Source organism: Flavobacterium sp. LC2016-13, from assembly GCF_009707955.1.
Taxonomy (GTDB): domain Bacteria; phylum Bacteroidota; class Bacteroidia; order Flavobacteriales; family Flavobacteriaceae; genus Flavobacterium.
Genome location: NZ_WMDQ01000004.1, coordinates 136,583 through 150,903 on the forward strand (window position 1 = coordinate 136,583; position 14,321 = coordinate 150,903).

Consider the following 14,321-nt stretch of genomic DNA (forward strand, 5'->3'; position numbering starts at 1 on the left):
ATATTCTTTAATTCGAATTGTACTGATCTAAAATTGTATTTTTCAAAATAAAGGGTTTTAATTCTTCATAACTAAAAAAAACATTCATTTCTCCAGATTCTAAACCAATCAGCTCCTGCGGCGTATAAGAAAAAACAATTCCTGTAGGTAAAATATAAAAATTATCGGTTATTAATATTTTATCTTCTAATATTTCATTTGCAAAATATGCCTTAATTTTATTTTCATATAAAGCGATAAATTTTTTATCTTTTGTGTTTATTATATTTCCAATAGCAATAGCAGTACCTGTTTTTACATCATAATTATCATATTCTGTATGAACTGAACCATGAGCTCCTCCCGTATAATGGTATGAGAAATTAGAAACAACGTAAACATTAGAGTCTATAAAAACCGGTGATACAATGGTCAAATTCTCAGAACTATAATTCTCGTCATCATTTTTTGATTTTTCAACCTTAAAACTATGTTTCCATTTTTTATAATTCTTAATGCTTACAGGATCTGTATTTAAATACTTTAATTTTGTTTCGAGCATATCAAAACCTGCATCATTTGAAAGAATTTCAGCAAAAAAAGTATAATCTCTCGATGGCGTAAATTCTTCTGGTGCTTCTTCTTTTTTAAAGGCATCTCTGGAATCGAATAGTGTATAATCTATTTCATCAAAACATTTGTATGCCGGAAATATTTTACTTGGAAATATTTTAAAACTCTTTTTACCCAATGAAACTTCTATATACATTTCATCTGTTGACAGCTTATATAATTTAAGCTTACAAGCTGTTTTATTAGCATCAATACTATCAATGTTTGCCGCATAATAATCCTGTTTTTTATCCTTAGTAAAATAACAGCTAAAAATTTCTTCTGCTCCATCGATATAAAAAGTTGCTGTTTTTGAGTATCCTCCGTATTCGATTTCCAATTGGTTCGAAAGATGCAGCTGTATCTTTTTATTATCATTTATTATTCCTTCAAAAGAATATATAAATGGACTTTCCAGCTTTAATGTATCCTCCTCTATTACAACAGTATTTTCATTTATTTTGTAAATTAAACTATCGCTGTTTTTTTCAATTTTAATTTCACTTACAGGTTTAGAAACTACTACTGATTTTTTCTCATCATTTTTTGACTGACAGGAAATAAATACGACAATTAATAAACCCAGAATACTTTTTCTCATAAACTTAAACTTCTTCAACCGTGTCTAATTCAACCTTCAAATTCTTTATGATAAATTCTTGTCTGTCCGGAGTATTTTTCCCCATATAGAAAGACAATAATTGCTCTATCGAAGTGTTTTTATCCATCATAATTGGGTCAAGACGAATTGTTTCTCCAATGAAATTTTTGAACTCATCCGGCGAAATCTCTCCCAAACCTTTAAATCGGGTAATTTCCGGTTTTGGTTTTAGTTTTTCGATGGCATCTCTTCTTTCTTCTTCAGAATAACAGTAGATCGTTTCTTTTTTATTACGAACCCTGAAAAGTGGCGTTTGCAAGATATATAAATGTCCTTCTTTTATTAATTCCGGGAAAAATTGTAAAAAGAAAGTAATCAACAATAAACGAATGTGCATTCCGTCGACATCGGCATCGGTTGCGATTACGATATTGTTATAACGTAATTTTTCCAATCCGTCCTCAATATCTAAAGCAGCTTGCAGTAAATTGAATTCTTCATTTTCGTACACAATTTTTTTCGTCATTCCGTACGAATTCAAAGGCTTACCACGCAGACTAAATACGGCTTGTGTATTTACATCGCGTGATTTGGTAATTGATCCGGAAGCCGAATCTCCCTCGGTAATAAAAAGTGTACTTTCTAAGTTTCTTGGGTTTTTTGTATCCGGAAGATGCGCGCGGCAATCTCTTAATTTTTTATTATGAAGATTGGCTTTTTTTGCACGATCTGTCGCTAGTTTACGAATTCCTGATAATTCTTTACGTTCTCTTTCTGCCTGCAAAATTTTACGCAATAATGCTTCTGCCGTTGGAGGATTTTTATGTAAATAATTATCTAACTTGGTTTTGATAAAATCGTTTACGAAAGTACGAACAGAAACCGGTGGCGTTCCGTCATCAGATCCCATATCCATCGAACCTAATTTGGTTTTGGTTTGAGATTCAAAAACAGGTTCCATAACCTTGATGCTAATTGCACTCACAATCGATTTACGAACATCAGAGGCTTCGAAATTTTTATTGTAAAACTCGCGAATGGTTTTTACAATCGCTTCTCTGTAAGCTGCCAAGTGTGTTCCTCCCTGTGTGGTATTCTGACCGTTTACAAAAGAGTGATATTCTTCACTATATTGTGTTTTACTGTGCGTTAAAGCGATCTCAATATCATGGTCTTTTAAATGAATAATTGGATATTCAAGATCTTCTTCGCTAATGGTTTCTTCTAATAAATCTCTAAGACCGTTCTCAGAAAGGTATTTTTCTCCGTTGAATATAATCGTTAAACCGTTGTTTAGATAACAATAGTTTTTGACCATTTTTATAACATATTCTAAACGGAATTTGTAGTTTTTGAAGATCGTTTCATCTGGCGTAAAAGTTACTTTTGTTCCTTTACGTTTCGTTGTATCAATTACATCTTCTTCTAAAACCAGATTTCCACCTGAAAATTCTGCTGCTTTTTGTTTTTCATCACGAACAGATTCTACACGAAAAGCGCTCGAAAGTGCATTTACGGCTTTTGTTCCGACTCCGTTTAGACCAACTGATTTTTGAAAAGCTTTAGAATCATATTTTCCTCCGGTATTCATTTTAGAAACAACATCGACTACTTTTCCTAACGGAATTCCACGTCCGTAATCACGAACAGAAACCGTTTTTTCTTTGATCGTTACCTCAATTGTTTTTCCGGCTCCCATCACGAATTCATCGATACAGTTATCTAAAACCTCTTTTAAAAGAATATAAATACCGTCATCTGGTGAAGATCCATCCCCCAATTTTCCGATATACATCCCCGGTCGCATACGAATATGTTCTTTCCAATCGAGTGATCGAATATTATCTTCGTTATATTGATTTTGCTCTAGCATAAATGAATTAGGATTTTTGGCTAATGTACCATTTCTCTATAAAAAATGAAAGCGTATTTTTTTTTTGTTATGAATAATAACAGCTTTGAATTCTATTTAAATTGATTTTAAAAAAATACAGCCGATAAAAATATAAAAAATCAGACTTGTTACAAAAAAATACTATTTGATTCCGAGAACTTGTTTCGCCAAAGCAATCATTTCAGGCGTTCCCGTATTTTTATTTTTCTCATCAGAAAGTTTTACAACGCCTTGCCAATGTGTATTATCTGGCTTTGTATCTGTCAATTTAATGACCATATTCATCGCCGGAAGACCCACATCATTGGTAAAATTGGTACCGATACCAAATGACATTTTGATTTTGTCTTTACAGAAATCTGAAATAGCTTTTACTTTTTCAAAATTGAGGGAATCAGAAAAAACAATTGTTTTCGATTTTGGGTCAATTCCCATTTTGATATAATGCGTAACTACTTTTTGAGCAAACTCTATCGGATCGCCGCTATCATGACGAACGCCGTCAAAAAGCTTGGAGTATTTTTTATCAAATTGATTGAAGAAAACTTCTGTAGTATACGTGTCTGTTAAAGCAATTCCGAGATCTCCTCCGTAGACTTTTGTCCAGTTTTCGAGACTGATTAAATTCGCCATTTTAAACCCAAATTGTGCTGCATGAAACATAAACCATTCGTGAGCATGTGTACCCAATGGACGTTTATTGTTAACCATTGCAAAATGAACATTGCTTGTTCCGATAAAACTTTGCGAACCAAAAGTATTCAGGGTTTCATTGACTAAAACATGAACATCGTAAGAATGACGGCGTCTTGTGCCGAATTCTAAAATTGAAACTCCTAAGGAATTATAATTATCTATTTTAGTTTTCGTAAGACTTTTAATGGCTTCATCATTCAATCGAATTAGAAGATTGGCTTTATAAAAAAGTTCTGAAATTAATGCCATCAAAGGTACTTCCCATAAAATAGTGCGATACCAAAAACCTTCTATCACTACTTTTATTTCAGTTCCTTCCTGCGTGATATGAACTTCAGACGGATCATAATTATATCCTTGTAAAAAATCTAAATATGTTGGATCGAGGTATCTGCAATGATGCGATAAATAATGTTTTTCGTCTTTTGTCAATCGCAAATCTGCCATTGCATCAACAGATTTTCGAAGTAAATCTGCAAAACCTGGCGGAAAAACATGTTTGCCTCGATTGATAAAAGCGTAACGCACTTTTGCTTTTGGAAAAAGTTTAATTACGGCATGCTGCATCGTAAATTTATAGAAATCATTATCTAATATTGATTTCAAAAAAGTTGGTTCCATAAAACAAATTGCTATATTTTTTTCAAATCCGTGAACTGCTAAGATACGTCAATTCGACAAAATAAGAAAATGATATAAATCAGATTTGCAAAATAATTCTTACTTAGGTATTACTTTAAAAGCCATAAGACCGCTTCCATCAAGTAAGAAAGTGATAAATCGACCTAGTTTTCTATAATATGTAATTTGAAATTCAAATACCCCATTTTTTACTTTTAGATTTTCAATCTCAACACATTCTTCTTTTTTATTTAGATAATAAAGATTTTCTAATCTTGAAATATTCTTAATTTTAAAAGCTATTTTATCACCGTCATTTGCCTGAATAACACCGGAAAAAGGCATCAGCACTTCACATTCTCCTGCTATAAAGTCATTGTAAATAAGTGGCCCATTCAAAAATGCATCTTTGTTTCCTGTGTTCTGGGAATACATCGCTGAATCTGGAAAATGTTTGGCGTAGAAATACTTAGGATCCATATCAAAATAAATTGGCGTAAATTCCCGTCTAACTATTCTCTTTTTTTCATCATAATAACCCTGTCCCCAAGTAGCATCAAGTAAAATCCATTTTCCATCAATCTGAACTGTATTCCATGCATGATTAGATCCTAATCTTCTTCTCCCAATATCATTCAGCATTGTTTTAGAATCTCCCGTTATTACCTGACATTTTAATCCAACTAATGAAGCTAAATGTGCATACAAAAGTGAAAATCCTGCACATACCGCTTTTCGTGATCTAAATGCTTTTTGTGTTGTATTCGCTTTTCCTAATTGTATTTGTTTTGCTCTGTCAGATTCATTTTTAGAACTGTAATCTTTAGGTTCCGGAGGATTTAAATATGTTTCTAAATCATAATTTAAATTCAGTGCAACCCAACTGTAAATGGCTCTTGCTTTATCGTGTTCTGTTGTAAAGTCTTTTTGGATTCTTTCTGCCAATTTTTCCGTATTTTCAAAATCTGGATATTTTAATACGATACTATCGATTGCATTATACTTTTGAGAATAAGATAAATTTATAAAAATAACATTCAGGAAAAGAAATGCAAAAACGATGTTTTTTATTGTCATTAGTGGTATTTGAATTGGAATAGTTTTAGGAGTAAATATATCCTTTTTATTCCTTTATTTCATATCAACTTTAAAAGAAACAATACTATTTGTATCCAGAAAAAAAGTAATATAATCACCTATATTTTTATCGATAATAATTTGAAATTCCAAACCATCTTTTCTTTCTTTTCCATTGCTAATTTTAACAGGCTGATTTTTTCTGTTCAAATAATAAAATTGATCCGATTTTGAAATGTTCTTGATTAAAAATGTGATTTTTTCTCCGGTTTTAGCTTCGATTATGCCAGATTCCGGTTCTTTAATTTTATGATCGCCTTCAATTGCTTTATTATAAAGTAAAGGTCCGTTTAGAAAATCTTCTTTGCTTAATTTATTCCCTAAATAAGAACCTGAATCAGGAAAATGTTTTGCAAAAAAGTAATCCGGATCAGTATCAAAATAAACCGGCGAAAAATCGTTTACCATTCGTCCTTTATTGTTATCAAAATAACCCTGACCCCAGGTTACATCTATTAAACGCCATTTTTTATCAATTGAAACTATATTCCATGCATGATTTGAATCTAAATCTTCACGTCCAATATCATCTAATCTTGTTTTAGAATCGCCTTTAATTACCTCACATTTTAAACCTGTTAATGAAGCTAAATGCTGATATAAAGCTGTAAAACCTTCGCAAACTGCTTTGTGTGATTTAAATGTATTTTGTGTGAGTTTATCTTCGAGTTGCTGAATTTTCTTCTGTTTTTCAGCTTCATTACGATAACTAAATCCTTGTGATCTTTGAGGTTTTAAAAAAGCCGCATAATCATATTTTATATTAAAGGCAATCCAGCTGTAAATTGCTCGCGCTTTATCGTATTCAGAATTAAAATCTTTTCCGATTTTTTCTGCTAATTCTTCAGTGGTATTAAAGCTTTTTGGATATTTTAAAACGATCTTATCTACTGCACTATAGTTTTGTGCAAATGAAGAGTATAAAAAAATAACGTTGATAAAAAGGAATAGAAAAATGGTCTTTTTTGTTGTCATGAAATTAAAAACTGGCTTTTATAATATCTTTCAATTCTTTATCTAATTCGGCATTAGAAATTTGATTTTTTTCCAAATCAAAATTGGCATTAAAAACGGGCAATGAAAAAGTGGCTTTTATTTGCGCACCATATCTTGGTAAGGCATTATTGGCAATTTCCAGTACTGAAGCTCCGCCTCTTGCGCCTGGTGAAGTTGCTAATAATAACATAGGTTTTTGCTGAAAAACTTCTTTCGTAATTCTGGAACTCCAATCGAATAAATTTTTAAAAGCTGTTGAATAATTTCCATTATTTTCGGCTAAAGAAACTACCAGAATATCTGCACTTTCTAATTTTCTTAAAAATGCTTTTGCAATTTCATGTTGTCCAATTTCCTTTTCAAGGTCAACACTAAATAATGGCATTGCATAATCATTCAAATCTAAAACTTCAACTTCGGCATTTTCGAATAAACCTGCAGCGTAAGTTGCTAAATGTTTGTTGATGGAATGTGTGCTGTTACTTCCTCCAAAGGCTACTATTTTCATGGTTTCTCTTTTTGTAATTTATCTTCTATTGGTTCTTTTTTCGGCTCGTTGATTTCGTAAATCTCTTTTGCTATTTCTACTGAGTATTCATTCGGGTAAATATTACCACCGTAAGATTTTGCATATACTTTGGTAAATTCTGCTCCAAAATAAAGAATAATTGCCGAATAATAGACCCAAACTAAAATAATAATTACAGAACCCGCTGCACCGTAAACAGAAGCAACAGTTGAACTGCCTAAATAAAATCCGATGGCAAATTTACCAATCATAAAAAGTATAGCCGTAACGGTTGATCCTATAAAAGCATCTTTCCATTTTATTTTTCCATCCGGTAATGTTCTGAAAATAATTGTAAAAAGAAGTGTAATACTGGCAAGTACAATTACTATATTGACTATATAAAACAAATAAACGGTGCTCTCAGGAAAGTAAACCTTTAGACGTGAGCTAATTAAATCTAATGTTGTATTTAGCAAAAGACTGACTAACATTAAAAAACCTACTGAAGCAATCATTGAAAACGACATTAATCGATTTTGAATAAATTTTTTGACACCTTTATCAGGTTTGGCGCGTAATCCCCAAATAAAATTTATAGAACTTTGTATTTCGGCAAAAACTCCGGAAGCACCAATTAAAAGCATCACGATTCCGAATACGGTTGCAAAAACATTATCTCCAGATAATTGGACATTTTTTATAGCTTCCTGAATCTGAATTGCGGCACCATTTCCAACCAGTCCGTTGATTTGCCCATAAAGCTGTCCCGTAACGGCATCTTCACCAAAGAAAAATCCACAGATTGTAATGATTATAATCAATAAAGGCGGTAATGCAAATATCGTATAATATGATAATGCGGCACTAAGTTTAATGGCGTTATCATCATTAAATTCTAAAAAGGTATTCTTTAAAAGAAACCATGATTTGGAGAATATACTTTTGACTTTCACGATACTTTTGGTTTTTAGATATACTCTCAAATTTACGCAATAATGAAAAAATGTCAATTCTCGCTTTTTTGGCAAATCTTACATTTTTACCATGTTTTTGAAATTTAAATATCGTTTTGTTAAATTAATGCATAATCCCTACGGGATAATTTTACGTGTGATAATTAATTTCTACCCTATTTTACTCCTAACGGAGTATAACGAAATTTAATATCAGATAAATTTCTTTCTCTTTATTTTTTTAATGTCAAAAATTAGACCTCTGCAAGAAATATTTCGTAGAGAATTAATATTGGTAAAAAACTAATAAACATGAGATTGTCTAGTAGGGACTATATATTTTTAGAGGTAATTATTGATAATGACAAAATATCCCTTTATCATAAACCGTCCATAAACATGCTTTTTGATTCGCCGCTTTTAATGCACAGTTTGCCCAGGTATTACAAGTATAAAAAAGGCTATAACTTCCTTTGGCCTCATAAAAAGCATCTTTTTTCCCGTAGCTGTGCCCTTCTATCCATTCCGGATTTGTTGGATTATTAAAACTGTCTGAAATATAAGAGACTAATTTTTGATAATTTTCTTTGGAGACTAAAATACGTTTGCAATCTTCGCCTTCACGAAGTTGTTTGAAAAATGTGGTATGCATTGCCGATGAACTTACTCCAAATACGGCTTTGAGTGCTGTGCTTGCTTTTAGATCTGACCATTCCGGAGTATCGAGATAAAAACCTTTATCGCCCCAACCGAAAGCTATAAAATTCATCAGTGAATCTTTTGATTGGGTTTGGTTAAACTGAATTTGATTTCGCCAGTCTTTGATTTCATTTTTTATAGGAACGACAATATCGGTGTGAACGCCATTTGAGAGAATGTAAATTGGAATTGCGTTTTGTTCTTCGACCTTGGCAATATCTGAATTGACGGTGATTTTAGAAATCAGATAAACGGATAGTACATACAAAACAAGAAAACTGAAAATTCCGAAAAGTGTCCAGCCTAAAAATTTGAAAGTTTTTTGTAGCATTTTGATTGTTTTTTTTAAATTAGTTATTGGTTGGTTTTTCTGTAACCAATTTTTGAGCCAAAATTTTGTTTGCTGAAAAATGATACACGGATTTTACGAATTCGTTTTCGCGAAAGCGCGGATTTACACAGATTTTTTTATTCTCATTTTTTGTCAGGCTGACGTTTTTAAACATAAAAAAACTGCTGAATTCCTCCAGCAGTTTTTTCTATATTCTTGACTCTTTGTTCTTTCTTCTAAAATCTCTAAAAAAAAAATTAAACGTTAAAACGGAAATGCATTACATCACCATCTTTCACAACATATTCTTTTCCTTCTACTTTGAATTTTCCTGCTTCTTTTGCTTTTGCTTCTGAACCGTATTGAACGTAATCTTCGTATGAAATAACTTCGGCACGAATGAATCCTTTTTCAAAATCAGTATGGATAACTCCGGCTGCTTGTGGCGCTGTAGAACCAATGTTGATTGTCCAGGCACGAACTTCTTTTACACCAGCAGTAAAGTAAGTTTGTTGCTTTAATAATTTGTAAGCTGCACGAATTAAAACTGATGCTCCAGGCTCAGTTAATCCCATATCTTCAAGGAAAACCTGACGCTCTTCGTAGCTTTCTAATTCTGTAATATCAGCCTCTGCTCCTACTGAAAGAATAATAACTTCAGCATCTTCATCTTTTACTAATTCACGAACCTGATCTACATATTTGTTTCCGTTTACTGCTGAATTTTCATCAACATTACAAACATATAAAACTGGTTTTGCAGTAATTAATTGAAAAGATTCCATTAAAACTTCTTCATCATTACCTTGAGGTATAATTGTACGAGCTGATTTAGCTTGCAACAATGATTCTCTGATTCTGTCTAAAAGTGCTTTTTCAGTTTGTGCTTCTTTATTTCCTGTTTTAGCAGCACGATTTACTTTTTCTAAACGTTTTTCAACAGTTTCTAAATCTTTTAGCTGTAATTCGATATCGATTGTTTCTTTGTCACGAATTGGGTTTACATTTCCGTCAACGTGAACAATATTATCATTATCAAAACAACGTAAAACGTGAATGATAGCATTACACTCTCTGATGTTTCCTAAAAACTGGTTTCCAAGACCTTCACCTTTACTTGCTCCTTTTACCAAACCTGCAATATCTACAATATCTACGGTTGCCATTTGTACGCGTTCTGGTTTTACCAATTCTTCTAATTTATTGATTCTTGGATCCGGAACGTTTACAACACCAATATTAGGTTCGATTGTACAAAACGGAAAGTTCGCACTTTGCGCTTTTGCGTTAGATAAACAATTAAAAAGAGTCGATTTTCCAACATTTGGTAATCCTACAATTCCTGCTTTCATATGTAGATAATTTTTGTTTTTTATTGATTTCGACCCTTGAAAACACTAAGATTATTAATTATGAATCAATTATTTAGCATTTAACTTAATCGAATTGTGATCGTTTTTTCCTATAATTTTTATTTTGCCAAAATGATACATTTTGCCCTTAAAATTTTGCAAATATAAGATTTAATAGCTCTTAAGTATACAAAAAATGACGATATATACTTTTTTACTACTTTTCTTAAAAAAAATTAAACTTTATTGTAATGTTTTGTTAAATAATACTAATTTTATCACAATATTTAACAAACCACATACAAAATTTTTAACCAAAACAAGTTTTAACATGAAAAGAATTGCAATTTTATTTTTTCTATTCAACACCGTCTTTATTTTTGCGCAAAAGCAAGTTTCGGGTGTTGTAAAAGACAATACAGGAAACCCCCTGCCTGGTGTCAACATTATTGAAAAGGGAACTAATAACGGTGTTTCTACCGATATTGACGGATCATATAAAATAACTGTTAAAGAAGGCGCTTCATTAGTTTTTACATATTTAGGGTATAGTAGCGTTACAAGATTAGCTAATACATCTCAAATTGATGTTTCATTATCTGAAGAAGGAGGACAAAATCTGGATGAAGTGGTCGTAACCGGATCACGAACAGCTGCCAGAAGTAACACCACAAGTGCGCTGCCTATCGACGTATTATCTTCTAAAGATTTAACTTCTACAGGACAAGCTACATTTGATAAGGCGTTACAGTACAAAATTCCATCTTTTAATACAGTACAAACTCCTGTAAATGATGCTACTTCATTACTGGATCCGTATGAGATTCGAAATTTAGGACCAAGTAGAACTTTAATCCTTATTAATGGTAAACGTAAAAACTTAAGTTCATTGCTTTATGTACAAACGTCTCCGGGACGTGGAGAAACAGGTGCAGATATTTCTGCAATCCCAACAGATGCGATCGAAAGAGTTGAGATTCTTCGTGACGGAGCTTCTGCTCAATACGGTTCTGACGCCATTGCCGGAGTTATGAACATCATTTTAAAGAAAAACAACAGCGATGGATCTGCAACTCTAAGAAGTGGAATTACTTCTGAAGGTGACGGAGAAATGCTTGGCGTTAGTTTAAACAATGGTACAACAGTGGGCGAAAAAGGCTTTTTAAATTATACTATTGATTTTTCAAAAGTAAAATTAGCCAACAGACCAGGAACAGTTGATGCCGAAGGAGATGCAGGAGATTTTGGCGCTGATATTGCAGATGTCCAATCTTTTCTTGCCAGACGTCCGGATGCAGGAAACATCAATGGTTCTCCTGAAACAGCCGCTGCGAAATTCTTAATTAATGGAGGAAGCGAAATCAGCGATAATACTAGTTTATATTATAATGCTGCTTATGTGTATAAAAAAGTAAAATCGTTTGCCAATTACAGAACACCGTATTGGAGACCTTTATCTGGTGATCCTTATCTTAATGATTTATTTGGAAATGGTGACGCTGCTAATCCTTCGTATGATGGATATGGACCAACCTTTGAAGGAGATTTAAGTGATTATAATGGTACTCTTGGATTTAAAAGCGTGAAAAACGGATGGAATACAGACGCTAGTGTGACTGTAGGAGGAAACAAACAAACGTACGCAGTAAACAACTCTGTTAACAGATCTGACTTACTTGATGACGACGGAAATAACATTTACAGAGAAAACAGTCCAATTTCGTTTAAACCGGGCGCTGTTTCTTTTAATCATTTAGTTGGAAATATCGACGTTTCTAAAATTTTATCAGATCAATTCAGTATTGGTCTTGGAACTGAGTTTAGATCAGAATATTTCACTGTTTATGAAGGAGATAAAGCTTCTTGGGATGGAATCGGTGCTGACTCTTTTGCAGGAAACAGACCTGAAAACTCAGGAAAATTTAATCGTTACAATGTTGGTGTTTATTTAGATGTTGCTTTTGATGTTACAAAAGACTTTTTAATAAACGGAACAGTTCGTCACGAAGAATATAGCGATTTTGGTGGTGCGACAGTTTGGAAAGCAAGTACAAGATATAAATTCCTAGATGATAAAATAACGTTTAGAGGATCTGTTTCTACAGGTTTCAGAGCTCCAACATTACACCAGATTTATACTCAAAAATCACAATATTCTTTTGTTCCTGGTCAGGGAATTCAAGTTAGTGGAATTGTTAATAACGTTTCACCTCAAGCTCGTAAGCTAGGTGTAAATCAGTTGCAACCAGAAAAATCAACAAACATAACAATTGGTCTTGGAGCAAAACCTTTCAAAAATTTCAATATAACTGTTGATTACTACAATATTAAAATAGAAGACAGAGTAACATTAGGAGACAAACAATATGAAGTTGTTCCTGCTACAGGAGAAGTTATTGGTGATATTGCTTATTTTTCTAATGCTTTTGATTCGAGAACTAGTGGTTTGGATGTTGTTACAGGTTATAATAATATTGGTATCGGAGAAGGAAAATTGGGCTTTAACTTATCAGGAAATATTACTTTTGAAAACGAAAGAATTTCAGGTATGAAAAACAATAGTTCATTCAGTGATATTTTAAACTCACTTACTTTTACATCAAGACCTAAAACAAAATGGATCTTAGGTGTAAATTATGAAATTGGCAAATTTGCTTTCTCTCTTAATAATACTTATTTCGGGAAATCTACTTTTAATCAAGATGGTTTAGTTTCTAATGAGGTTAGAGATGCAGATGGAAATCTGGAAAGAAATCCTGATGGTGAAATAAGAAGAGATGATTCACAACCAAATCTTAAAACAGAATTCCTTGCTAAAATTGTTACTGATTTAGGAGTTAATTTTAATGCTACTGAAAAATTAACAATTGCATTAAATGTAAACAACTTATTTAATGTTTTGCCAGAATGGAAATTTGTAGCTGAAAATGAAGCCGGAGCTGCCTTATTAGCAGACCCAGCAGCTGTTAAAGGACAATCTAATTTAATTACATTCAACCAACGTTATTCGAGAATGACGTATGATGGTTCACATTTCAGTCAATTAGGTACAATATTTAATTTATCTTTAAATTATAAGTTCTAAGTTCAACTTTGCTTAAATATCAAAAAGGGTTGTCTTATGACAGCCCTTTTTTTTATAATTTTATAATTAAAAACAAATCGTTATGGCAAATTTATATGACGGCAAAATGGCCGCGATTTACGATGCGATGTATCAAACTTTTGTCAATTACGACGAAGAATATGCTTTTTATAATAATCTGATTCAGGAAAATAAAGGTTCGAGTACTCTCGAAATAGGAAGCGGAACCGGAAATCTCGCAAAACGATTCGAAGCAAACAATCATAATTATCAAGGTCTTGATTACAGCGATGATATGATTGCAATCGCAAAGGAACGCAACAAAAACTGCTCGTTCATACAAGGTGATATGCGGGATTTTAAACTCGAAAAAACTGTAGATTCTATTTTAATTACCGGAAGATCGACAAGTTATCTTATTAATAATGATGATGTTAACAGAGCTTTTGATTCTATTTATAAAAATCTAAATGAAAACGGAATTTTGATTTTCGATTTTATTGATGCGAACCGATTCATTCCTTTTACAAAAGAAAATCCTGTAATTATTCATGAAGCCGAATTTGAGAACATTAATTATATAAGAGAAAGTCATTGGGATACCAACAATTCCTTAGAAAATTTCATGCTGGAATGGACGGCTCAATATTACACGATTTTAAATGGCAAAAAAGAAGTTATAGAAAATGATTTTTCGACCGTTCGTGTTTTTACACTCAATGAAATTCAGCTTTTTCTTTATCTAAACAATTTTGAAATACTCAAAACTATCGACAGAAAAACATATGCGTATGATACTTATGTTATCGTTGCAAAAAAAATAGCATAAAAAAAATCCTGAATATAAATTCAGG

Annotated in this window: 11 protein-coding genes; 2 read left to right on the forward strand and 9 right to left on the reverse strand. The window is 32.3% G+C overall.

The window, feature by feature from the left end:
* Nucleotides 1–7: 7 nt before the first annotated feature.
* From GKZ86_RS09870 to ychF, 9 genes are all read right to left on the reverse strand, one after another.
* Nucleotides 8–1,192 (reverse strand): hypothetical protein, encoded by a 1,185-nt coding sequence (locus GKZ86_RS09870; protein WP_154782946.1) that lies wholly within the window; start codon nt 1,190–1,192, stop codon nt 8–10.
* 4 nt (nt 1,193–1,196) lie between these two features.
* Nucleotides 1,197–3,065, reverse strand: a complete 1,869-nt coding sequence (locus tag GKZ86_RS09875) for a DNA topoisomerase IV subunit B (protein ID WP_154782947.1) — start codon at nt 3,063–3,065, stop codon at nt 1,197–1,199.
* Nucleotides 3,066–3,227: 162 nt separating this feature from the next.
* Complete coding sequence (pncB, locus tag GKZ86_RS09880) at nt 3,228–4,403, reverse strand: nicotinate phosphoribosyltransferase (protein WP_154782948.1); 1,176 nt, start codon at nt 4,401–4,403, stop codon at nt 3,228–3,230.
* Nucleotides 4,404–4,502: 99 nt separating this feature from the next.
* Nucleotides 4,503–5,480 carry a transglutaminase domain-containing protein gene (locus tag GKZ86_RS09885; protein WP_154782949.1) on the reverse strand — a complete coding sequence of 326 codons (978 nt, stop codon included), beginning with the start codon at nt 5,478–5,480 and terminating at the stop codon, nt 4,503–4,505.
* A gap of 54 nt (nt 5,481–5,534) precedes the next feature.
* A complete protein-coding gene (locus GKZ86_RS09890) occupies nt 5,535–6,515 on the reverse strand; it encodes a transglutaminase domain-containing protein (RefSeq protein ID WP_154782950.1) in 981 nt (326 codons plus the stop codon).
* 4 nt (nt 6,516–6,519) lie between these two features.
* Nucleotides 6,520–7,044, reverse strand: coding sequence for an NADPH-dependent FMN reductase (locus tag GKZ86_RS09895; RefSeq protein ID WP_154782951.1), 525 nt, complete (start codon nt 7,042–7,044; stop codon nt 6,520–6,522).
* The gene (locus GKZ86_RS09900; protein WP_194632484.1) at nt 7,041–8,000 is read right to left on the reverse strand and encodes a YihY/virulence factor BrkB family protein; all 960 of its coding nucleotides are present in this window, start codon (nt 7,998–8,000) and stop codon (nt 7,041–7,043) included. The genes GKZ86_RS09895 and GKZ86_RS09900 overlap by 4 nt, the downstream gene beginning before the upstream one ends.
* A 352-nt stretch (nt 8,001–8,352) precedes the next feature.
* The gene (locus GKZ86_RS09905) at nt 8,353–9,030 is read right to left on the reverse strand and encodes a TIGR02117 family protein (protein WP_154782952.1); all 678 of its coding nucleotides are present in this window, start codon (nt 9,028–9,030) and stop codon (nt 8,353–8,355) included.
* A 257-nt stretch (nt 9,031–9,287) separates the two neighbouring features.
* A complete protein-coding gene (gene ychF, locus GKZ86_RS09910) occupies nt 9,288–10,382 on the reverse strand; it encodes a redox-regulated ATPase YchF (protein ID WP_154782953.1) in 1,095 nt (364 codons plus the stop codon).
* 331 nt (nt 10,383–10,713) lie between these two features.
* On the opposite strand from ychF, the gene GKZ86_RS09915 reads away from it, so the two are divergent.
* Together GKZ86_RS09915 and GKZ86_RS09920 are read left to right on the forward strand one after the other, a co-directional pair.
* A complete protein-coding gene (locus GKZ86_RS09915; RefSeq protein ID WP_154782954.1) occupies nt 10,714–13,467 on the forward strand; it encodes a TonB-dependent receptor in 2,754 nt (917 codons plus the stop codon).
* Between the two features lie 82 nt (nt 13,468–13,549).
* Nucleotides 13,550–14,296 (forward strand): class I SAM-dependent methyltransferase, encoded by a 747-nt coding sequence (locus GKZ86_RS09920; protein WP_154782955.1) that lies wholly within the window; start codon nt 13,550–13,552, stop codon nt 14,294–14,296.
* Nucleotides 14,297–14,321: the final 25 nt, after the last annotated feature.